The 23,277-nt window shown below is 51.1% G+C and carries 13 protein-coding genes; all 13 read right to left on the bottom strand.

Going from position 1 to position 23,277, the window contains the following annotated elements:
• Positions 1–14 precede the first annotated feature (14 nt).
• The 13 genes from ACFQRK_RS18530 to ACFQRK_RS18470 all read right to left on the bottom strand — a co-directional run bounded on the left by ACFQRK_RS18530 (position 15) and on the right by ACFQRK_RS18470 (position 23,271).
• On the bottom strand, positions 15–755 hold the full coding sequence (locus tag ACFQRK_RS18530; protein WP_379009394.1) for a prolipoprotein diacylglyceryl transferase: 741 nt from the start codon (positions 753–755) through the stop codon (positions 15–17).
• A complete protein-coding gene (locus tag ACFQRK_RS18525; protein ID WP_379009393.1) occupies positions 749–1,177 on the bottom strand; it encodes a hypothetical protein in 429 nt (142 codons plus the stop codon). The genes ACFQRK_RS18530 and ACFQRK_RS18525 overlap by 7 nt, the downstream gene beginning before the upstream one ends.
• 7 nt (positions 1,178–1,184) lie before the next feature.
• Positions 1,185–3,779, bottom strand: coding sequence for a glycoside hydrolase family 38 C-terminal domain-containing protein (locus tag ACFQRK_RS18520; protein WP_379009392.1), 2,595 nt, complete (start codon positions 3,777–3,779; stop codon positions 1,185–1,187).
• Positions 3,780–5,270 carry a sialate O-acetylesterase gene (locus ACFQRK_RS18515; protein WP_379009390.1) on the bottom strand — a complete coding sequence of 497 codons (1,491 nt, stop codon included), beginning with the start codon at positions 5,268–5,270 and terminating at the stop codon, positions 3,780–3,782.
• Positions 5,271–5,278: 8 nt separating this feature from the next.
• The gene (locus ACFQRK_RS18510; protein WP_379009389.1) at positions 5,279–7,171 is read right to left on the bottom strand and encodes an RICIN domain-containing protein; all 1,893 of its coding nucleotides are present in this window, start codon (positions 7,169–7,171) and stop codon (positions 5,279–5,281) included.
• A gap of 41 nt (positions 7,172–7,212) precedes the next feature.
• Positions 7,213–10,263 carry a SusC/RagA family TonB-linked outer membrane protein gene (locus ACFQRK_RS18505; protein WP_379009388.1) on the bottom strand — a complete coding sequence of 1,017 codons (3,051 nt, stop codon included), beginning with the start codon at positions 10,261–10,263 and terminating at the stop codon, positions 7,213–7,215.
• Positions 10,264–10,294: 31 nt separating this feature from the next.
• Positions 10,295–11,977 carry a RagB/SusD family nutrient uptake outer membrane protein gene (locus ACFQRK_RS18500; protein ID WP_379009385.1) on the bottom strand — a complete coding sequence of 561 codons (1,683 nt, stop codon included), beginning with the start codon at positions 11,975–11,977 and terminating at the stop codon, positions 10,295–10,297.
• A gap of 20 nt (positions 11,978–11,997) precedes the next feature.
• Positions 11,998–15,105: a SusC/RagA family TonB-linked outer membrane protein gene (locus ACFQRK_RS18495; RefSeq protein ID WP_379009384.1), complete on the bottom strand. Its 3,108-nt coding sequence runs from the start codon at positions 15,103–15,105 to the stop codon at positions 11,998–12,000.
• A gap of 51 nt (positions 15,106–15,156) precedes the next feature.
• A complete protein-coding gene (locus tag ACFQRK_RS18490) occupies positions 15,157–16,146 on the bottom strand; it encodes a DUF4961 domain-containing protein (protein ID WP_379009381.1) in 990 nt (329 codons plus the stop codon).
• Positions 16,146–16,595 carry a DUF5004 domain-containing protein gene (locus tag ACFQRK_RS18485; protein WP_379009379.1) on the bottom strand — a complete coding sequence of 150 codons (450 nt, stop codon included), beginning with the start codon at positions 16,593–16,595 and terminating at the stop codon, positions 16,146–16,148. Before ACFQRK_RS18485 ends, ACFQRK_RS18490 begins: the two co-directional genes overlap by 1 nt.
• Positions 16,596–16,655: 60 nt before the next feature.
• Entirely contained in the window at positions 16,656–18,389 is a 1,734-nt protein-coding gene (locus ACFQRK_RS18480) for a RagB/SusD family nutrient uptake outer membrane protein (protein WP_379009378.1), read from the bottom strand.
• Between the two features lie 58 nt (positions 18,390–18,447).
• Complete coding sequence (locus tag ACFQRK_RS18475; RefSeq protein ID WP_379009375.1) at positions 18,448–20,763, bottom strand: GH92 family glycosyl hydrolase; 2,316 nt, start codon at positions 20,761–20,763, stop codon at positions 18,448–18,450.
• 165 nt (positions 20,764–20,928) lie between these two features.
• Positions 20,929–23,271 carry a GH92 family glycosyl hydrolase gene (locus tag ACFQRK_RS18470; RefSeq protein WP_379009373.1) on the bottom strand — a complete coding sequence of 781 codons (2,343 nt, stop codon included), beginning with the start codon at positions 23,269–23,271 and terminating at the stop codon, positions 20,929–20,931.
• Positions 23,272–23,277: the final 6 nt, after the last annotated feature.

The following is a 23,277-nucleotide window of genomic DNA, read 5'->3' as shown; positions in this document are numbered from 1 at the left end:
ACGAGACTCGGTAATCACTTGACCAAACGCCGTTTGGCTCCGTTTTTCATGAACAGGTACCCCGCAACGAACGCCGCTAATAACAGAAGCCCGAGGCTGATTAACTGTGCTTCTGACAACGCAATACCCCCTACATTGAATTTGTAGTTGACGCGTATAAATTCAATCAGAAACCGCTCAATACCGACGACAAACAAGTAAATCGTGAACACCATTCCGGGAACCTTGATGTATTTCCGTACACACCACAACACACCAAAGACGAGCAGTATGGCGGCGGCTTCGTACAATGAAGTCGGAAATACGCCATGAGGCAGTATGGAGCAGTACTTACCCGAACAACCGGGTATGTATTCTCCCTGATTGAGCACGTTATGTGGAAACCGGAACGACCATGCCCATTGCGGTAGCCATTCAACGGTTTTTTCGTAGTTATTCACGATGCCCCAGTCCCCGTCGCCGGAGAGGTGGCACCCGATACGGCCCACACCATAGGCCATCAACATTCCCAACGAGCCGATATCCGCCAAGTGCTTCCAATCCATTCCCTTCTGCATACCGATATAGAAATAACTCGCTGCGCCGAAAAACAGTCCACCCCAGAACGTCAGTCCACCTGATTCCCATAGTTCCATAAAGGTCTGCGCCCGGAAAAGCTGACCATCCTCAAATACATGGAAGATTCTCGCGCCCAAAAAACCCGTCAACCCTGCCCACAGCAGCATGGTGGGCAACAGCTTCTTGGGGCTCACCATACGTGTTGCTTCCCGGCGGGGCTCGAGGAGTGATTTCCGTTGCACAAGCAATAAGAAAAGAACCAACAACACCTAAAACCCAACCCGGCAACCCAGCTGCCGCGACCTGACAACAGCCAGTGAAGCGGATTACTGCGGAACGAATCATATTCCAGAAATATTCCGCCGCCTTTAAATCCGATCAAAAAGCCAAGCAGCCCATAACCTAAACCGATGAACACGTTGGCACGCATCCCCCCCACGTCTACCCGTTCTTCAAAGGCGTTGATCAGACCTTCCCTTTCCTTACGAGCAAACTCGCTATGGAATACCCAATAGGAAAGCACGAACGACAGCGTTACGAAAAATCCAAAAGTGGGTATCGGCCAGGAGAAATCCGTGCCGAATACATGATTGAATAGCGATGAGATCAACGGGAACATAAGCGAATCATTCCATTTTCACGTTGCTGAGCCTGAGGGTCCGGATACCGAAGCGGGGAATACGGGCCGTGATGGCCGTTGCATGGTTTTCTGCGGTCCTATATTGCGCTTGCCCGGAAACCTCACCGCTTAACTCTACCCATTCTATCGTATCCGCCTTTCCGCCAAATGTGATCTGCCGCTCGGTTTGATCGCTTTGGGCATTGAAGAGCCGGATGTAGAGGTCTGCTCCTTTCATTTCCATGGATACCAACTCATACGCATAGTCTTCGATGGAAAAATACGATTGCTGCGTTACGTCCTCGGCCCCAGCGTCGACCAAGGCAGCTACCAGCGGCTCGTTTGTGCGTTCACTTCGGGTCCAGATCCGGTCGTCGTCCCATTTACCGGCGTGCGGCAGCAAACTGTAGGAGATATCCGTAGGACCCGTGATGGTATAATCCCGGCCCCATAGCCCCCTACCCGAATATTGCAGGGTAAGCGCCAACGGATGATCGCTACCGTGCACGTAACTGGTGGTATGGTCGGTAAAAAGGGCCAAACTGGGGTCTTTACCGTTGCTTCCGAGATCCACCCAGTTTAACAAAATGTTGTGCTTGATCTCGTCCCACCGGTTGAAATACGTATTTTCCAATTGGCTTTTAGTCACATCGAAAGGCGCATCCTTGTAGATTTGCTGATCGCTGATGGCTGCCGGAAAACAGACCAGCAGTTTATAGCGATCGTCATAAAATGCTTTCCTTGGGTTTTCGGCACTGAATGGAATGCCAGCTTCTCCGATGGCCTCATTGCGCTGCCAATCGATAAATACGCCCATGTCTATTTTTTCTTCGTTTTGCTGTAGTTGGATGGTTTGGGTAAAGGGGTGTTCGCCGATCATCCCATCGATTGCCAGTTGAAGCATCAACGGCCCATGTTCCACAACCCGTATGCTGGCAGGCTTGTCGGCGCTGGATATAAAGGTTGACTGTTCGCCGAAATAGCCTTTGAGTTCGTTGAAGCGCCAGTTGCTGGTAGCGTCTACATATTCTTTGTTGTTGAGCTTTTTGGCAACCAGGCTTTCAATCACACCGCCTTTTTCCGGATTGATAACGAGTCGGTATAGATCGCTTTCGAGCACGTATTTACCCTTTTCCTGACGATACGATAGCGCATCGCTGGCGGCTGCTTTTCCCTCGCGGACGGTGTAGGTGGAATAGCCAAAAGAGGGAACCTGTGCACGGAACAACATCCAGGTGATGCCATCTTCTTTGACCAGCTGTGCGGGATGCGCCTTGCCCTGCCGATCGACGACCTCCCAAGCCGAACGAACCCAATTCGAAGGCACTTTGACACGGGCTATTTCGTCCCGGTCGACCGCCAGGGTGTTGAACAACCGAACCGCATTTTGTCCGCTTTTTCCATTCAGGGCTTTCAGCGCTCGATCAATAACCACGTTGCTATTCTGGCGGGTCACTCCCGTCCACTCGGTTACGTGATCGGCCCAGGTACGCCCGCCCTGGAGATTGTTGTAGGGGACGATCCAGCAATCGTGATGCTGCGAAAGCAGTAGTTTAATCCATCCTTCGTCTACAAGCCTTTCCGGCCAGGGCGTGTTTTTCACGAGCGAAGCAAACGCTGCCATTTTCTCGGCCTGTACAATCTTGTTTTCCGCCCCTCTGACCTCCTGCGCGAGCGTATTCATCACTTCACTACCCCATACCAGGCTGGTCAGGACATCTTCCTGGGAGAAGTGCCAATCTTCATCGGGCGTTCCGATGGAATAGTTGGCGATGTAGTTGCGCCAGGTTGTATACCGGGTAGGGGTATAAAATTGGGAGGTATCCTGCCCGAGCCATGGCCCCTTTGCCCATCCGTGGCTCCAGGCAGCATCCTGAATGGTCATCCCCACCGGATGTTGGATGCCCGCATCAAACGATTTCCGGATATACTCCTTGCTGTTAAACCAGGCGATGCTTTGCCACGTCGAACCCGGTTGAAGGTCTTCGATGGCATAACGGGGCACTGTGGTGATGGCGGTACCGTCGGGACCGATCCAGTTGACCAACTCGCCCCCAAATGCCCGGGTATAACCGCCCCACATGGTGTTGGGGTTCTTGGTGGACGCGTATTTGAATCCGAACGATTTCAGGATATAGGGAAGCGAACTGGTAAAACAAGGTTCCTCGGCCGAATAAGTGGTAAATACGGCCGACGGAAAATGTTTCCGGAGCAACTCCATGCCGTAGGAGAATTGGCGGATGTTGCTTTCACCGGAGGTGGCGAAAAGATAACTCTGCGCATAGGTGGGATTGACATATTCAATCCGCCCGGTGCTGACCGACTGGTCTTCAAATAGATGTTTGAATGCTTCGTAGGCCGCCGGATCACGCAATTTCACCGCATCCCATGTTTCAGGCTCGACTTCCAGGTTGATGTCCCACTCGGGATACTTTTTCAGCATTTTCGTAATAAAATCGGTCTGCCCCAGCGGGTAATGCCCATAGACGCCTCCATGGTAGCCATCTATGAAATAAGCTTCCTGCGCCATCGCCGAAAATCGGATGTTCAGCAGCCCGCAAAAAAGGAGTATTACTAACGATTGTTTCTTCATCGGATTCATCTACTTCATTTTTTCTTCCCACGTATCGGTCCGGAAAGGAAGGGCCGGAAAGCCTTCTTTATTTTCCAGATTCGTTACCGGATAGTTAAAAAAGGCATACCGCACGGCGGCGATATCGGCTACTTTACGGCTTTCCACCACAATACGGTTGCCGTCGATGCGCGCTTCCGCGGGATAGAAAACCCGGTCCGCCCCGGCCACATAGAAAAATCGAGGCGGTTGCCCGTCGTTCGTTTGAAGGCCGGCTCCCAGCGTTTCGGCCTTGAAGGAAACATAAGCCTTGCGCCCCGCACATTCCACGTTGTCCACAAGCGGCCCTTGATACACGACATCCAACTGGTTATACGCTCTGTTAAGCGCAACGGCAGCCAGCCGCTCGCCAACGGGCTTTTTGCTTTTTGGATGCAAGTCCTTCGCGTCGCCAACGTCCATCGTGCTGACCATATAGGTATTATTGAGGTCGGCTATTTTTTCCTGTGCCTCCCTGAAATAGGCGTCAAATGCCAGCGCCGGATCTTCACGATCATGGAAAAATGGCGCAATCTGCACATAATAAAAGGGTAACTGGTCCTGTGAAAAGTCCCGTCGCCAGCTGTTGATCATCGTCTGTGTCGCCCGCACGTAACTTTCCCTTTCCAGGTGGTTGGCTTCACCCTGATACCAGACAACTCCTTTGATGGACAGATTGACCAGCGGATGAATCATGGCATTGTATAAAAGATACGGCCGCATGACCTTTTCAAAAGAGAAGCCCCCATCTACCGGTTCCTTCGATTTCGGGTCCGCCAGGTAGGGCTGCAAATACACCCGGTTGAGCATCGTGTCGGCCGCCAGATCCGCTTTCGGAATATACGCCTGAACACTCGAGGCACCAATTCCGGTAAAAATCAACCCAATGGGAATGTTGAGATTGTCGGATAACTTTTTACCAAACGAATACCCCACTGCGCTAAATCCCGAAACCGACTCGGGGGAGCAGACCTGCCAGTTGCCCTTGAAATTTTCCAATGGCGTTTCGCTGAAATTAAGCGCCACATTCAATAGCCGGATATGTGATTGATCAGCCCCGGAAATGACTTGTTCCGCGCCCGTCATCTCCTTGACGGAAAACTGCATGTTGGATTGGCCACTGCATATCCAAACGTCGCCGATCAAGAGGTTGCTCAATTCGACCTGCTCGTCGCCCGCCGTGACATCAATACGGTGCGCCGTAAAGTTACCCTTTTCTGCCTTTGGCACGGGAATGATCCCCATGAAATTGCCATTTGCATCCGCATAAACTTCCGTCGGGACCGTGAGCCAATCTGCATGGATGACGACTTTCCTGCCCGGTTTGGCTTCTCCCCAGACCTTGAAGGGTTGGTTTTGCTGAATAACCATATGGCTTTGCAGGACGTCGGATAGGTGCAAACTGTCAACCGGCGCAGCAAAGCTACGGATAGAGAACAAAAGGCAGCAACCAATCAGGGCTTTTAATCGATTCAATTTCATGGTCTCACCTATAAACCTAGCATTTCATACGGTACACGGACACCCTTGACCCGATAAAAATAGGGATCAAGGTTGCCGTCACTTTCCTTTACACTGCCTTCGTTATTTTCTGCGCAGGCGCCAAAATTAATGCTATAGGTAAGCAGCAACTCATTTTTATCGTTCTGAGACGCCGTGTGGATGATCGGCGTATAAACCCGCGCGTTGTATCCTTTGTAGTATTCCGTAAAACTGTACACGAGCTTGGGTTCCGTAAAAGGCCCTGTCGGACTGGTGGACGTGGATATATACATATTGACCGAAGGAATACCGCAATAGAAGCCCTGATCCATGGTCAAATGGAGATACTTTCCATTTAAATAAGCGAAGTTGTTCGTTCCGTTTCCTTCGTCGACTACCGCCACCGAGGCAGTGGATGGCATCGAAGCCCACGCAGTTCCATCCCAAAATGTCCAATCCGTCGGGGAATCGTGGGGGAATCGCGCCACATACAAAAGGGTATTGTACCCAAACGTTTCCGGCTTTGCGCGTTCCCCGTAGACATACACATACCCGTCACTGGCCTTCACCATACCGTCCTTGTAGCCGATAGCCAGCTGACCGGTCATGCCCGGTATGGCCAACCGTTCTACCTGGTTCCATTCGTTGCCGGATTCCTTTTTCAGTTTGTAAATGGCCTGGTCGGTATCTTCGAGTCCGTTGCCTTCCCCGCCATGAATATACACGTAATCGCCCAATTCGACTCCGGGGCCGACCCAATTTCTGCCTGCACCTTCCGGAATGGGACAGATGTTACCGATGTTGTGACTGGCTCCCTGCCTGGTCATCATCGGTGACCTGGGGTCCCAGTTGTCCATGGTAGACTGAATGATGATGGAATTGGTGTAAGATATAAAGCGGTCACCGTAAAGCCGGCCGTTGGGGGTAAGATTTCCTTCATACCAGGCATCCTGGGTGACCCACAATACCCGCCCGTCTGAAAGCGGGATGCTGGTGCCCTGATCGAACGCTACCGATCCGGTGGTCCGGGCAAAAAACTGGGTCACATCGCCATCCCGGTAACTGTCTTTGGGAAGCTTGGTGAGGATCCACCGTTGGCGTTCGCTTCCTTGCTTTTCGGCACTTACCACCGTCAGGTTCGCCGCTCCAAGACCGCTCAGGGTCAGATAAAGCCCATTGGCCTTATTAGCAATCTCGTATTGCCCAGTCTCTGTGGACTCCTCGATCTGCCAGAGCTGAAGGTCGGCATTGGTCTTCAGTTCCGGATGTTGCGTAACCGGCGAACCGGCGTCCGCCGCCTGGAGGAACATCCCGCTGTTGAGATTACGGAGCTGATAATAGCGGATCTCATTTTCCGTGCTATGATAGATGAGATCCCACTCCTGCCACCGCTGGAGGTTCTCTGCCGTGGTCGCTTCGGCGGCAGCCACCGTCATGGTGGCATTCTGCCAATACTTCTCGTTAAAGTTCCTATCCCCTGCGGTTTGCAACACCAAACCCGTTGACGTCGCGATGCTGTATGTGTCGTAGTCGGTGATACCGGACTCATACACTTTGAATTCAACCTCCCACTGGCGACGTAGTCCGGATGCCGAGGTGACCGTGTAGGTGATTTTTTTCGTGGCCGACACATCAATCGGTTTACCGGATTCGGGACTGATGGTTGCTTGGTCCGAAATGGTAATAATCGGCGTGATGTTTGTCAGATCGGCTTCGGAATCCACCCGCACCAATATTTTGAATACGTCGCCTTCTCTATAGATGGTCGCTGCCCCATGCTGGCCGCTTTCCAGCACGAAATCCTTGATCATTCTACCCGGATGGGGTGGCATTTCAAATTGTTTATCGCATGAGGTAACCAGGACAAACCCTAGTATCATACTGAAAATTGCGCGTTTCATGGCTTTTTAGTTTAATTTGGTCAGTATATTTCACGGTTTCATCAAAGCCCGATTTGAATACCTAAATTGACTACCCGTTGATTTTGATAGGCATCTCCGGCCGTATTGGAAGTAACTTCCGGATCCTGTTGGTACAGCGAATAATTCGTCCACGTCAGCAGGTTATAGCCACTCAAGTAAACCCGTGCGTTGTTCATCTTGAACGGCAGCCAACGATCGGGCAGTTGGTAGCCCAGTTCAACGGTTTTCAACCGGAGGTAGGTAGCATCAATCAGCCAGAAATCAGACAGGTAGGACGACGGGCTATTGATGGTCGTCGGATTTGTTGTCAACCGGGGGAAACGAGCCGTCGAAGCGCTTTCAGGCGTCCACCGCTGCTGATGTATGGGCTGAAACTGACTCTGAAAAGGCTCGATTCCGCTTCCTTGGACGCTAAAGCTATATCCGGTAGTACCCTGCAACAGAATATTGAAACTAAAACCTTTGTAACTCCCGCCCAACGTCAGCCCAAAGCTGGTGTTGGGTATATCCGGTCTACCGATTGCGGTCCGGTCGAAATCATCGATCACACCGTCACCGTTCAAGTCCTTATAACGCAAATCCCCCGGTTGCACTTCATAGCCACCTGCCGGTTTTGCACTTTCGGCCAGGTTCTCTTCGGTATAAAAACCGTCAAACAGATATCCCATGGGTTGGTTTACCTGATGCCCGGTTAACCGTAGCCACGGAAAGGCCGGTGCAGGTTCATCCTGAAAGAGTATCTTATTCTTGAAATAAGTCAACACGCCTTTGACGTTGTAATTAAACGCCCCGATGTGGTCGTTGTAATTCAGTTCAAACTCGACCCCCCGGTTCCGGACGCGCGCGATGTTGGTGGGCGATACCCCTACGCCGATATTTAGCGGCAAGGATTGGGAGGTTACCAATTGGTCATAGCGGATGTTATGGAAATAATCAACCACGAGCGAGAACCGATTCTTCAGAACGCTCAGATCCAGACCAACGTCAAATGAATTCTGCTTTTCCCAGGTTACGTTGCTGTTGCCCAGGTTGCCTTCGTAAATCGTACCGACACCTTGATGGGTCTCTCCGAACGAATAACCACCGCCTGTGTTATAAACCTGCTGGTATAAATAGCGATCACCGGCTACCTTATCAGACCCTACCACCCCGTAGGAGGCACGCAGTTTAAGTAAATCGATGAAATCGAACCTATTCATCATGAAAGATTCCTTCGCCAGGTTATACCCGACCGATATGGCGGGAAAAAAGCCGTACCGTTTGTCGGCCTGAAAACGGTCGGATCCGTTATACGCAGCCGTGACATCCACGAGGTATTTCTCGTTGTAGTTGTAGCCAGTCCGGAACGTAAATCCCTGAAAATTCTGTGGGATCCAATTAGACTGTCTGTCGCCTTTTGTACTGTAAGACTCCCGGTTATAAAGCAATAGGGTGTTGATCTGATGTTCGCCGAACGACCTGACATAATTGAAATTGGCCTGTACATTTACCCGGCTGTTGTAGTCGCCCTGATATGCCCGGAGCGTGTAGGGGCTCAAAACGTATGGCGCCCCTCCTTTGAGCTGGTAGGAGTCTGTTTCCGGGAAATACTTATATACGGGCAAATTATCCCTTGCCTGTTCCCGTCCATTGGATTCAACACTTGCGTAAGCCACGCGGGCTGAAAACGAAAGCCCTTCCGTGATTGCATCCAGATCCTGCGTTCCTCCGAATAGGATATTCAGGTCGTTCCGCCGGTCCAGCCTGTATCCAGCTGTTGCCAGCCGGGCATTGATCGTAGGCGACAAATCCTGCGTATCACCTGCATACGCATACGATCCATCCGGGTTAAGAAACGGTGCTGACCAGGGTCGTATTTTATTGAAATTAAAGACTTCACCCACGATATTTCCCGCTCTTGGCGCATTGATCCGATTGAAGTTTGCCCGGAAGTCCAGTCGTAACTGCAGGCTTTTGGTAGCCTGAACATCAAGATTGGACCGGAGGTTGAACCGCCGGTAATAGTAGTTGTTATTCACCTGATCACCGTGATTTTCAAAATCATAGAGATTACCATCCTGGGAAAACGCTCCGCCGGAAATAAAATATTTGATGCTTTCACTACCCCCGGTTACATCCACATTGCTGTTCCGTTGAAAGCTCATGGGTTTAAATATCCGTTCATACCAATTGATATCCGGATAGGCATATGGAGCGTCCCCCAACCGGAAATGTTCCAGCGCTTCTGAACTGAAAGGTTGGTTGGTGTTATCCCCCTCCGTGTTGGCGATCGCCTCGTTCCAGAGCAGCGCACTTTCATAAGCGTCCAGGAATTTCAGCCGGGTTACCGGGCTTTGCGCACCGGATTCCAAGCGGACGTTGATCTTTGGCCTCCCGGACTGACCCCGGCGGGTTTTCACCACCAGTACCCCGTTTGCCCCCTTAATACCAAATACCGCGGTAGTTGATGCATCTTTGAGGATGGAGATGCTCTCAATTTCATTTACATTGATCTGTGACAGTTGCTCATACGTATATTCAATGTCATCTACAATAATCAAGGGCTGGTTCCCGTCCGGATTCAGCGAACTGACGCCACGGATATAAAAATCCGAAGCGTCCCGGCCCGGTTGTCCGGATCGTTGAACCGATACAAACCCGGGTAACCTGCCTGCCAATGTATTTTGCACATTGGCGGTGGGAATTTGCCGGATATCCGCCCCTTTAATTGAACTCAGCGCGCCGGTACTGGTCAGTTTCTTCGTCGTTCCGTATCCGACGACGACCACCTCGTTGATATCCTGCACATTGGACTGGAGGATTACTTCCAATTCTCCCTCCCCTTCAATCGACCGCTCCTGTGTGGTGTATCCCACACTGCTGAACACCAATACATTCCGACCCCGGCTCAGGGAAATGCGGAACCGGCCATTCTGATCAGACTGGGCTACGTTGCTGCCACCTTTCTCCAAAATGGTCACCCCTGCCAGTGGCCCTTCGGTATTTTTCACGACACCTGACACCACCGTTTGGGCAACAAGCAAAACGGGTGCTGCGACCATGACCAGTAAAAGATATATACTTCTCTTCATTGTTTCTTTCGACTAGAAATTAGCGATTTGATTACCAACCCGGATTTTGTATCATTTGCGGATTTTTGATGACCTCACTAAACGGGATCGGTGCCAAATACATCCGCTCTTCAAACTTCATTTTTAGTACCGGTGTCTGCTGCCGGATGATTCCCGTACCCGTCTTGTAGATGGTCATTGCCGACAACTCTTTATTGAACTCCTGCTCGGCCAGCTTCCATCGCCTTACGTCATAAAACCGGTGTTCTTCAAAAGCGAGTTCCTTGCGGCGTTCGTTCCGGATGATGTCACGCATCTGCGATTGGCTGAGTCCGGCCGAAAGCTGGAAGGGTGCCAATCCGGCACGTTCCCTGATTTGCTCGACGGCGTTATACACCTCTTGATCGGGCGCAGTCAACCGTTCATTCCGCGCTTCGGCAAAATTCAGCAGTACCTCCGCATAACGGAAGAGGATATGATCGTGGTTTACGTTGCTATAATTGACGGCCGATTCAAAATTCCCCATAAATTTCCGCAGGTAATAGCTGGTTTTCGTCTGCTGCTTCGTCCCTCCCGGCTTATCGGCACCCCCTTCGAACGTTTCCACCGGGCGGCCCAGCCAAGGAGCGCCGTTGTAAAAGATCGTGGCATAAAAACGCTCATCCCGGTTTACATAGGGATCGTTTTCGTTGTATCCCGAGTTCGGATCGTCGATGGGCAACCCGTTTGCCATACCGAATGCATCTACCAGCTCCTGCGTAGGGCTTGTCCGGCCGTTATTGACGCCGGACGAATACCCGACGGGCCCGTTATTATTTTCGATACTGGTATTGTTTCCGCCCTGCTTTGAAAATATACGCTCGTGGTTCCGGGTTATGAAAACGTCTTTAAACTCCGGTTCGAGTGCGAACAGATTCATTTCCAGGATTTCCCGTGCTGCATTTTCCGCCGCTTCCCACCGGTCGGCAGAAAAGTCGGTATAACCCGTAAGGGAATTTTGCGGATCGATATTTCCGCCGTTGAACAACGGGCTGGCCGCGTATAACAGCACCCGTGCTTTGAGCGCCAGTGCCGCCGCTTTGGTCGGCCGTTCGTAAAAAGCAAGGTTAAACGGATCGGTCCGCAGGCTATCCGTAATGGCGTCGCATTCGCTCACGATAAACTCCACGCATTCTCCGAAATCCCGGCGTGGCAGCTCGATATTGTCATTCAATTGATACACCTTGTTACCAAGCAAAGGCACGCCACCATGGCGCTTAACCAGTTCAAAATAAAATAACGCTCTCAGAAACCGGGCTTCCGCTTTCCACACCCGATTGAATGAAGTTCCGTTGGCCAGCTTCCCCTTTAAGGGTACCCGATCGATATTCGCAATAAAAATGCTTGTGCGACGGATGCCCTGGTACCACGAGGCCCACCGATTATCCTGATAATTGTCGGACGTATACGCTCCCATCGCCAACTGCTGCACCGACGTGTTGGTAGGGTTTGAAGAGACCGCATCATCCGTAGCGGCGTCCAGAAAGTCTCCCCCTACCCGGTTTCCCGTTTCAGGCAGGAAACGATAGCAGTCTAACAAAAACCGGTTGGCCTCGACCCCCGCGGAGTCGTTTTTATCAAATACCTGGTACAAGGTTTGTAATTCAATGGGCTCAACCTCGAGGTCGCTCTTGCAGGCAAAAACGGACGTTGCGAGGCCGACGAAAACAAACCATTTCACATGTATGTAGTTCATATCGTTAACTGATTTCAGGTTTATAATTTGACATTCACCCCCAAACTGATCACGCGCTGGATGGGATAAGCGGTATCGCCGCTGATCTCGGGATCCAGCCGGTCATACGGCGTAAGGGTAAACAGGTTCTGCGCATTGGCAAAAATACGGAGGGCCGAGACCCGAATCTTCCGGCTCAAGTGGAAGGGAAACGTGTAGCCCAGGTCGACATTCCGTATCCGCAGGTATTCGCCCGACCGTGTCCAATAGCTGGAGGTATTGAGATACGGGGTATTGGTCGGATCCGCACCGATCGTCAGGCGCGGATACGTTGCCGTTTCGGCGGTCTCCGGTGTCCATCGCCCCAACAGGTAGGTGTATCCCTGGCGTTCCCCACTGCTTCCGAAGGCGTAATCCGTTTGCTGATATGTGCGGTTGGCAACTCCCTGTAGCAGGACGCTAAAATCAAGTCCCTTGAAATTGAACCCGACGGTAGTTCCAAAATACAATAAAGGTTTCGTATTACCGATCGCCGTCTGGTCGTAAATATTGATGACGCCATCGTTGTTCAGGTCAACCAATTTGACGTCTCCGGGATGCACTTCATTTCCGCCAAGAAGCGGGGCAGCGTCGGCTTCCGCCTGATTTCTTATCAATCCGTCGGCAAGGTAACCGAACGTCTGTCCTACCGGCATTCCGGTACGGCGGTTCCAAGGATACTTCTGGAAAACTTCGTTCATATACACGACCTCGGTGCGCATCCGCGAGGCATTGGCTGCAATAAAATAATGGAAGTCCCCCACCCGGTTCTGATACGTGATCGCAACCTCCTGACCCTCATACCGATTCTTGCCTATGTTTTCGTTCGGATAGCCGATTCCGATCAACTCAATGGTGGATCCCCGTTGCTGCAACAGATCGTAATACGTATCCCGGTAGTATTCGGCAGATAGGCGAAGGGAATTCCACAGCGACAGATCCAATCCCACATTAAACTTATGTCCTTTTTCCCAGGTAGCATCGACGTTGGCGAGGCCTTTCTCCACCAAACTGCTGACAAACGAATATTCCGAACCTACGTTATATCCGTTAATACCGTCCTGGCCGAAGGAGGGCCGCCAGCTGTAATAACCCAATGCACCTTCGTTCGTGTTGCCGGTTTTACCATAGGTGGCCCGCAGTTTCAATTCCGTCAGCCAATCGGATTGGCCCGCCAGGAAAGCCTCTTGGGCCATGTCCCATGCCAAGCCTGCGGCGTAAAACAGTCCGAATTTTTTTCCCGGCTGAAAGCGATTGAATCCGGAGTAATTGGCTGCCAACTCGGCAAAGTATTTCTTCCGGTAGGCGTAATTTGCGGTAGCCGCCACATTGGTATGGATCGCGGGCAGATCAAACTGATAATTTGCGGTCTGTTGATCCATGAAAACCCGCGCCCCGATCTGGTGATCGCCCTCGATAGGGGTATCGTATCCGACACTTCCCTGGTAGTAGACGAAATTTGCCGTCGATGTCGTGGCAAACGAGTTGGGCTGATCCGCTATATTGCCGTACCGTACGTATACGAGTTCCCCCTGTTCATTGTAACGGACGTCGTACACCGGTTGCTGACGGCTCCGGTCAACCAGGCTGGACGAAGTCGATGAAACGTTGAATTTACCCTTGGCATATAATCCCGGCAGCCATCGGTCAAACCGGTAATTGAAATCGAGGTTTGCCATTACGTCGCGGGTATTATCCAAGCGGTAGCCCGATCCCGTAACCTGTTGATAGAGGTTGGTGGTATATTCGGACGCCCCCCCGTAACTGCCGTCGTCGTTGAAAATCGGATAGGCATTATTCGGCGTGGCATGTAGCGCATTGAGTATGCTTCCTACGCCAGCCCCGGGCTGCCGCCCCTCCTGAATCCGACCGAACAGTTGAAGCCCGATGGTGAGATCACTCGTCACATCGACATCGATGGAACTATTGATCAGGTATCTTTGCTGCTTTAAATTGGTTTCGTAGTCAAACTGATCGGACGACTGGAACATTCCCTCTTGGTTCAGGTAACTTAACGACAAGGCGTATCGCGCGGTCTTTGTCCCGCCGTTTACCCCAAGGTTATATTTGGTTATGGGATTATTCTTATTCAACACCGTCTCGTACCAATTCACATCGGGATAAAAAAGCGGAGAGCTTCCACTCTTAAACGCGTCAAAATCTTCCTGCGCATACACCGGTGCCCGTCCGACATTCAACAAGGCCTCGTTATACAGGTAGGCATATTGATGAGCACTCAACGGCTCGGGTAGTTTCAGCGCATTCTGTACGCCGGTTTGTGCGGTAAAAGAAATGCGCGGAGGCCCCGGCTTCCCTTTCCTGGTCGTAATCTGCAGCACGCCCCGGGAGCTTCGTTGTCCCAAGAGCATAGCTGACAGCGCATCTTTGGCGACGGTAACCGATTCGATGCTTTCCGGATCGATCGAATAAATTTCCCGTTGGACTCCGTCGATTAACACCACCGGATTTTGCCCCCGCAACTGAAAAGCCACTTCCGCATTGTCGCTCAGGCTGGTGCTGTACTTGGTAGCGTCCGTGGGCAGCGAACCTGCCAAATCATTCGCGGTAATCGGAGCGGTACGTGCCGACCGGAATCCGCTGGTTTCCTGTGTGTACAATCCGGGAAGCCTGCCTGTAAGGGCGTTCAGGTACAAAGGGGTGGGTGTTGACTTAAGCTGGCTGTTATACACCACCGCGACGGATCCGATAACGGAGTTCCGATCCCGTTTATCATGCAGCACGTCAACCGTTGCGGGCTCCTGCAGGTAATTCGGGACCATGGCCACGACGGTGGTTGTCTCAATCGTCAACGTTTTTGTGTAGTAAGCCGGATGCTTCAGTAATATACGCATATCCGGCCCGGTCACCGCGACATCGACCTCACCCTGTTCATCGGTCTCGCCCAGCAGTTCCCCCTGCAACGAATAGATTTTCACACCCGGCAACGGTTTGCCATATTCATCAACTACGCTGACGGGGCTGCTCTTCTCCATTTGACCAAGCGCACAGCACCTTACACCTGATTTATTCAATCCTGCATATGCAACCTGGTCTGCCGCAAGCAGCAGGAGTAAACCGGTTGCACTGATTTTTATATAATGACTCAACATTTCCAAGCTAGTTTAGTTAGTATGTAACTTTTCAATTGCTAAACGGTCCGCTTACTGACAACGAAATGTATAGCTAAAAGGCTCTTCGGTATTGCCATATCCGACGCGCAGGGTACCGCTGGCATCCGTATAGAAGTATTCAAGACGGGCGATCCGCTGGCCCCTTTCCACGTTAAAATATCCCCTCGGCCAAAAATCCAGCAAGAACTTTTTGCCCCCTATGCTTCTGAGCCGGGTTTTATCGGTCTGCTCATTAATTTCGTCGATAAGCAATCCGTCTTCATCAAAGCATCGGATGGTTACATAGACATCTTCCTTGTTATCCAATACGGTGTGAGTTACCCCGGCATCAAATGTCAGCGTAATGATATCGTTATCCAGCGTCCTGACAGGTTGCACGGTGGCCAACTGCGGATTGACAAAGTCGATCAAGTCACCCTCCCCACCGGTAACTTCAAATACCTGCGAAAACGCAACTTTTTTATAGTCTGTATCTTCCGGGCGGAGGTTTTCGATGGAAGAGCCAACGTAAAAGCCCAATCGGACCAGCATGTTTTCTGCCCCGACGTTACATTCCACCTTCACATCGAAACTGATATCTTCATTGTTGCGGAACGTATAAGATTGGGTACTCCGGTAAACGATCCACTCAAAGTCGTCCACCAGATTCGGGCCGATCCCGAACATTTTTTTTGCTGCCTGATGCCAGCTCAGACCCGATACCGGTTCTATTTCTGCGTCCGGAATCATGCGCATGACGCCATTTCCCTTCGGGCTGGTAAACGTTAACACCGCATTTTCTCTGGCATTCCAACTTTTCGGAACCATGATACCGGCAAGCAACTGTGTCGTATAGGTTCCCGGTTCCTCGATCCGGGGCTCTGCACCGCTGTGCATTACGAAGGTAACGCGTTCATTTACCGTCGCCTGTTCAGGTACGGTCACGGTCAGGGCCGTCAGTCCGCAATGCACCAGGAATAGGGTCACGAAAAGGCCGACGGCCAGGTAAATATATAATAATGTACGGGTTGCCTTTTTCATCAGTTTTGGTTTTCGCGTTCAAAATTAAATTGATACGTATTGCTTTCACATCCCAGGCTGAAGGATAAGCTCAATTGCCGCTTGCCTTGAACCACCGGAAATTGAAATCTCGCCACAACGTCTTCCTGAACGCCTTCGGGCGTCAGAATCAGTGCAAATGGATATTGCGGGTCACTTAGTTTGTACGTGCCGGGAGCATCGGCAATAAACGGCAACTGATCGGCCAACGTGTAGGTTCCATCTGAGTTAAATTCGATGCGGTAGCCCGACAGATCCAGGCGCTCGCTCAGATCTTCGCCGTTTCTTGTAAGTTGGACCACTTTCCAACTACCGGTGATGTCTTTCTCCGTTTCGGCTGTCGCCATCTTTGAAACTTCGTCCTCACAGGACGAAAGTCCCGTCAACCCCAAAAACAACAGGGCTACAGATACTACGAAATTGATTTTCATTAGAATACGTTATTTTTTTTATCGGGAATGAAACTCATGTGAATGATTTATTCAGGACACTCAATAGCCCGGATTTTGAATTAAATCGGTTGATTTGGCCACTTCCGACTGTGGAATGGGCCATAAATACATGCGTGGATCAAATACGCGCTTCCGCACATTGATGGTATGATAAGCGGTGCCGGAAGACGTTCGTACCGGTTCCGTGCCGTGCAATTGCGCACTCTCAACCACCTCAGCGATCTTCCAGCGTCTGACATCAAAAAACCGGTGCCCTTCAAAAGCCAGTTCCTTTCGCCGCTCGTTCCGGATGATTTCCCGCATTTCGGCCTGGGTCAGTCCGGCCCGCAGTTGATAGGGCGACAGGCCTGCCCGCTCGCGGATGGCTTCCACCGCTTGGTAAACCTCCTGGTCGGGCGAGGCAAGCCGTTCGTTACGTGCTTCGGCATAATTCAGCAGAATTTCCGCGTACCGGATGATGGGAAAGCACCGCGGCGTATAGGTATTGAACCAATCTGCTGCCACATCCCGGTTGAGCATCTTGTATGTATAATATCCCGTCGGTGTTCCTTTATAGACGGCATCCTGACCGGAGGTAATGTTATTAGGATCGGTTTTATCGACATAAATATTAACCGGGCGCCTTGCCAATCCATCCCGGTGAAAAACCAGCGACTGATCCCGCGTAATCGTATTGGCAAACCTTGGGTCCCGGTCTTTATAAGGCTGTTCGGGGTCATATCCCGATGCCGGATCGTCGATGGGCAAACCATTTTTCATTCCGAAGGCATTCGCCATTTCCAGGTATGGACGCGCACCGGGGCTTGAAACCCCAAAAGTTGGCGGATTCCAGATACCTTCCAGGTCGCTGTTTGAAGCCTGCATCCGGGCTAGGAGGTATTCGGAATTTTTCCGCAGCTGGAACACTTCGTAGAATCCATAGCCCGGCTCGGGGTCGTTGTCCACGTGCAAATGATACTGCCCGCCCGACCCGTTAATCACCTGCGCCGCGGCTTCCTCTGCCCGCTCCCACCGCGATGGGTTGACGTCGGGATAGCCAACAACCGAACGCAAACGCTCGTCCGTTGCGATCGATCCGCCGTTAAACAGCGGACTGGCAGCATACAGCAGCAGGCGGGATTTCAGCCCATAGCAGGCCGCTTTGCTAATGCGTCCGTAATTTTCGCCGACATGCATCCAAGGCAGATCTTCTGCGGCGGCGTCACATTCAGCTACGATGTACTCCACACACTCTTCAAACGTATTGCGTGCCGCAGGAACATGGTCGTCTTTCCGGTAAACACTATCGCCCATTAACGGTACTCCCCCATAATGCTCCAGGAGAATAAAATAGTAATACGCCCTCAAAAATCGGGTTTCGGCCTGAACCCTCACTTTGATATCGGCCCCGAATTTTGCGTTCGGCAGATTCTTGAGCATGATGTTGGCCCGTCGGATGTTCGTGTACGCCGTGGTCCAGGCATCTTTCGTGATCATATTTGAGTTGACCGTACCGGTGGCAAACTGGATAAATGTATTGATGCTTCCCAAACCGGTGCCTTCCGCCTCATCCGTGCATGCATCCAGTCCACCGCCGCCGAATCGCTTCGGCCAGGTAGCAAAACCGATATCCGCATAGATGCCTGAAAGGAAATTGATGGTGTAGGCGCTGTCTGAAAACACGACCTTTTCATTCAGATCGGTCGATTGCGTCTGGTCCAGGAAACCTTGTTTGCTGCATGACGCACCGATAAGCGCAATTAGCATTGCGAAAATTAAATACCTCTTCTTCATAACTTAATCTATAACCTAGGGTACTATTAATGGTCTTTTAATGGTCTTTTCAATCGATTTAACGTACGGAACCTTCCTTTATCGGCAACGGACTTAATGAAAACGGTCTGGATTCGCTGCCGGTCCCGCGTTCAAAGTTTGGCGCATCGCCCATTACAAACTCGATATCGCCTCCGTTGATAATGTCCGAATACGTGATGTAATTCTTGTCATACAGCTGCCCGTTCAGGCGCGCCGACTGGATATAGACCTGCTCCGGACCATTGTTGATTGCCCGGATGGTAAAGCGCTTTCCTTTTTCCAGGGTGATCGTGGCTTTTTCGAAAATCGGACTGCCAATCACGTATTCGTCGGTTCCCGGGCAAACACTGTAGATTCCCAGCGCGCTTAGTACGTACCATGACGACATCTGGCCCTGGTCTTCGTCGCCCGGATATCCCTTTTCGGTAGCATTGTATAGCTTTGACATCACCATCCGGACCTGCTTCTGTGACTTCCAGGGTTGCCCGCTGAAGGTGTAGAGATACGGAACGTGTTGCGTCGGCTGGTTTCCATGCGCATACTGCCCCATTTTTGCCAGTAACATCTCCCGCATTTCGTGAATTTCCTTCCCGTAGGACCCGTACTCGATCCGCTGATCCATCGTGAAAAAAGAATCAAGTTTCGCATTGAACCGGTCTTCGCCGCCAATGAGATGTATCAGGCCGTTTATGTCGTGCAATACCGACCACGTATATTGCCACGCATTTGCTTCAGTGAACGGGCCACCCCACTCAACGGGGTCGAAATCCGGCAGCCATTTGCCATCCGGCTGCCTTCCCCGCACGAAGTTCACGGCAGGGTCGAACACGTTCTTGTAGTTATACATTTGCCGTGCAAACACCTGTTGGTAAAAATCATTGCCAACCGCCTTTGCCAGCTGATAGCCGCAGAAATCGTCGTACGCATACTCCAGTGTCTTGGCCGTGCTCTCATGAATTTCACCATAGGGGATGTATCCTTTGGTAAAGTAATCCTTCCACCCTTCCCGTCCATTGGAGCCACCCCAAAAGCCTTTGTTGGTCACTTCGTGATAATACGCCTGCAAAGCGCTGTCGGGATTGAACGTGCGGATTCCTTTTGCCCAGGCATCGGCGAGTAACGATATCGCGTGGTTGCCGATCATGACACCCGACATTCCCGGGTTGGACCAGGTAGGAAAAAAGCCGGCCTGTTGCTGCGCATCCAGCAGCGATTGCATGTACCTGCCCTGCATTTCCGGATGCAGGATGTTGCTTAACGGAAACTGTGCCCGGAAGGTGTCCCAAAAGCCGTTGTCCGTATACATATAGCCCGAATAGATTTTGCCGTCGTAGGGGCTATAGTATCGGGGATTGCCGTTTGCATCCAGTTCGTAGAATTTCCGCGAAAAAAGATTGGCGCGAAACAGGCATGAATAGAACGTGGCTTTTTCTTCTTCCGTTCCGCCTTCTACCACGATTCGGTTCAGCAGGGTATTCCAAACGTTAAAAGCCTTATTTTTTGTCGTTTCAAATTTTTTGGCATCGCCCAGTTCCTGTTTCAGGGTCAGTTCGGCCTGTTCAGGATCGATATACGAGGAGGCTACCTTTACTTCGACGGTTGCGCCGGGGGCAAATTCCAGGTAGGCCCCCACGCCTTTTCCGCCGTCGTGCCGATTACCCGCCTTTACGTGGTCCTTTGTGTTTTCCCACGTGCCGAAACTTTTGAAATCCCGGTCGAAGACAAGAACGAAATAATTCCTGAAATTTCCGGGAACAAAACGTCCGTTGTTGACAAAGCCAACGATCTTGCGCTCCTCCGGGATGATCGTTACCTCGCTATCCTTGATAAACCCGTCCAGCACCAGATAAGCCTTTTGTTTTCCGGGGAAGGTGAATCGCATATGCGCTCCCCTTTCAACAGGGCTTATTTCCGTGTGTATGCCGTTATCAAATTTGACGGCATAGTAATGCGGCTTAGCAACCTCACGATCATGGCTGAAAGCCAATGCGCGCGCATCTTCGTTGACCACCAGGTTTCCGATACCTGGCATCAGCGAAAAAACCGCATAATCGTTCATCCAAGGGCTGCACTGGTGTACCTGCTGGAATCCCCGGATGGTATTGGCTTTGTATTGGTATTTCCAGCCATCACCGTTTTTGCCGGTTTGGGCAGAAAAGAAATGTACGCCAAAGGGCAACCCCACAGTGGGGTAGGTATTTCCGTAAGACAACGACCATTCCGAATCGGTTCCTTGCAACGTGTTCACATACTTCACCAAATCACGCTCCTGCGCATATGAACAGGAGAGGACAAACCAAACGACGGCCAAACTGGCTAATAGCTTCCTGATCAGTTGATATTTCCCTTTCATTCGAAAATAATTTGTTTTTAACCGCCTCATGGAACCTGCATTTCCATCAGCACTTTGCTCTTTCAACGGTGATGGAGCTTGCGTTCGCCTACGGCTTCCGCAGGTTTCATCGCCTTTTGTGTCAGGCGCTGACATGGCAGGTTTCATTTTCAAATCCTTCCAGTTTTAGCTACCTGCGGTTCTTCCCCAATTTTTGTTGGGCTGAGGCCCCATGAACAATTCGAGTGTCCCCCCGGCAACAATATCCTGAAAATCGATGTAGCACTTTTCATAAGGTTGCCCGTTCAACAATGCCTTTTGTATGTAGCCGTTTTCCGGCGAATTGTCATGAGCCTTTATTTTGAAAGATTTCCCTCTGAAATAGCGTGGATCCAGTGCAACCTCCACTTCGCTAAAAAGCGGACTGGTTATTTCGTAGCGCGTATTTCCGGGACACGACGGGTGTATTCCGGCCGCTGCCAGCACGTACCAGGCCGACATCTGCCCGACATCTTCGTTTCCTACGATCCCTTCCACCGAATTTTTATAGGCTTTTTCACAGATATGGCGCGTCCACTTTTGCGTCATCCAGGGCGCATCCAGGTGGTTAAAGAGAAACGGGACGAGGTGCACCGGTTCATTGGCATGGTTATAATAATCGTTCCACAGCATATGTTCGGGTGTTTTCTCAAAAAACTGGGTCAGGTCTTTCAGCACGGCATCGCGCCCGCCCATTAATTCAATCATGCCCGGAATATCGTGTGGAACAAACCACCCCTGTTGGTACGGATTGGACTCGATACTCCCGTACCACTCTTTCGTCCGGGCACTGTCTGGCCATTCTTCCCAGGAGCCATCGTCCATTCTCGGCCGGAACCATCCCTTTTCGGAATCGAAAATATTTCGGTATGCCTGCCCCTTTTCGAGAAAAAGCTGTGCATCTTCCTTTTTGCCCAATCCGTTGGCGAGTTGCGAAATACACCAATCCGTGTAGGCATATTCCAAGGTATTGGAAATGCTAAACGGGGGACCGGTATAGCCCAACCGATCATTGCCGAATAATTTTGATGTATTGACCGCATATTGGTAGGCTTTTTCTACGTCATAATCCCGGATACCTTTTACATATGCATCCGCCAGCACCGACAGCGCGGGGTTTCCGATCATACATCCGGAATAGGCATTCATCAGCTCCCAACGCTCGAAATATCCCCGCCCCGATTCATCGGCAAGTGAAATCAACGAATTCAGCTGATCGCTGACCAATCGCGGATTGATGAGGGTCTGTAACGGGAACTGGCTGCGGAATACATCCCATCCGCTGAAAATGGTCCGCCGTGTATAGCTTCCGCGTTCATGTATTTCTTTGTCTCCTCCGACGAAACGCCCGTCGACATCTGTATAGGTCCGTGGGTCGATCATCGTGTGGTAAAGCGCCGTATAGAATATCGTCTTCTGGTCATCCGTTCCGCCTTTCACGTCGATACTCGATAATGATTTGATCCATAGTTCCCTGGCTTCCGCGTGCACCTGGTCAAAATCCTTCCCTTCGAGTTCACTTTTAAAATTTTTGAACGCACCCTCCATATCGACAAACGAAATACCTACCTGCAGCGTAACCTCCTCATTTTCGTGTGTTTCGAAATCGGAGAAAAAGCCGAGGTGTTTTCCTTCCAATTCAGATTGTCCTTTGATAATTTCGGCTTCTTCCACGCGGCGGAGGTACCGTTCACTTACTACATCATCCCGCCTACGGGGCCATCCTTCCGGGATATCCGCACTCCAGAAACCGTAGTTATCCAACGGCTTGCTGAAACGTGCATAAAAATAGACCGTATAATCTGCTTTTCCTTCTCCATCTCCCCATCCCCCGCCTTCCGGGGTGCATTTCATCCACCCTTGTATCGTATGGTCGTCCGCCTTACGGACATACTGCTGTATAGCTGTACCCCCCACGCGCCGGGCGAGATCGATCTGTATCCGGGATTGCTTGTTCTCCGGAAACGTAAACCGGATCATCCCGCTGTGCGGAGCTGCGGTTGTTTCCACACGAATGCGATAATCCGTTAATTCTACGGCATAGTACCCCGGCTTGGCGATCTCTGAATCTTTATGATAAGATGAGCGGTATCCCTGGATACTTCCATCTTCCTTTCCGGCAATCGTCTTCAGCTTACCCGTTGTCGGCATCACCAGAAAATTACCCAGATCGCCAAACCAGCCGACTCCACTCATTTGCGTAAACGCGAATCCCTCGATGGTTTTATGCTCATAACTGTATCCAGGGCTGTTATCTCCCCCCGTTATCGTGTTGGGACTGACCTGTACCATGCCGTAGGGGGTCGTCGCCCCCGGGAAAGTCTTTCCCAATCCGTGGTATACACCGGCCGCTCCCGTACTGGTGCTGGCACCGATAAACGGATTCACATAATCCAATACCGAAACATGTTCCACCTGCTTATTTTCCGTACAAGCACCCAATAAAAAAAACACGATCCCTAGGCAATAGCCTACTTTCTTACCTACCATGAATTG

Source organism: Parapedobacter sp. GCM10030251, from assembly GCF_042666505.1.
Taxonomy (GTDB): domain Bacteria; phylum Bacteroidota; class Bacteroidia; order Sphingobacteriales; family Sphingobacteriaceae; genus Parapedobacter.
Note: the sequence above shows the minus strand (reverse complement) of the source record. Positions and strands in the feature narration are given on the sequence as shown.

What these genes read in the sequence shown, in the direction of transcription:
- ACFQRK_RS18475 (WP_379009375.1), bottom strand. Translation starts at nt 20,763, where the DNA reads ATGAAAGGGAAATATCAACTGATCAGGAAGCTATTAGCCAGTTTGGCC.
- ACFQRK_RS18530 (WP_379009394.1), bottom strand. Translation starts at nt 755, where the DNA reads ATGGTGAGCCCCAAGAAGCTGTTGCCCACCATGCTGCTGTGGGCAGGG.
- ACFQRK_RS18485 (WP_379009379.1), bottom strand. Translation starts at nt 16,595, where the DNA reads ATGAAAATCAATTTCGTAGTATCTGTAGCCCTGTTGTTTTTGGGGTTG.
- ACFQRK_RS18470 (WP_379009373.1), bottom strand. Translation starts at nt 23,271, where the DNA reads ATGGTAGGTAAGAAAGTAGGCTATTGCCTAGGGATCGTGTTTTTTTTA.
- ACFQRK_RS18525 (WP_379009393.1), bottom strand. Translation starts at nt 1,177, where the DNA reads ATGTTCCCGTTGATCTCATCGCTATTCAATCATGTATTCGGCACGGAT.
- ACFQRK_RS18490 (WP_379009381.1), bottom strand. Translation starts at nt 16,146, where the DNA reads ATGAAAAAGGCAACCCGTACATTATTATATATTTACCTGGCCGTCGGC.
- ACFQRK_RS18500 (WP_379009385.1), bottom strand. Translation starts at nt 11,977, where the DNA reads ATGAACTACATACATGTGAAATGGTTTGTTTTCGTCGGCCTCGCAACG.
- ACFQRK_RS18515 (WP_379009390.1), bottom strand. Translation starts at nt 5,270, where the DNA reads ATGAAATTGAATCGATTAAAAGCCCTGATTGGTTGCTGCCTTTTGTTC.
- ACFQRK_RS18495 (WP_379009384.1), bottom strand. Translation starts at nt 15,105, where the DNA reads ATGTTGAGTCATTATATAAAAATCAGTGCAACCGGTTTACTCCTGCTG.
- ACFQRK_RS18510 (WP_379009389.1), bottom strand. Translation starts at nt 7,171, where the DNA reads ATGAAACGCGCAATTTTCAGTATGATACTAGGGTTTGTCCTGGTTACC.
- ACFQRK_RS18520 (WP_379009392.1), bottom strand. Translation starts at nt 3,779, where the DNA reads ATGAATCCGATGAAGAAACAATCGTTAGTAATACTCCTTTTTTGCGGG.
- ACFQRK_RS18505 (WP_379009388.1), bottom strand. Translation starts at nt 10,263, where the DNA reads ATGAAGAGAAGTATATATCTTTTACTGGTCATGGTCGCAGCACCCGTT.
- ACFQRK_RS18480 (WP_379009378.1), bottom strand. Translation starts at nt 18,389, where the DNA reads ATGAAGAAGAGGTATTTAATTTTCGCAATGCTAATTGCGCTTATCGGT.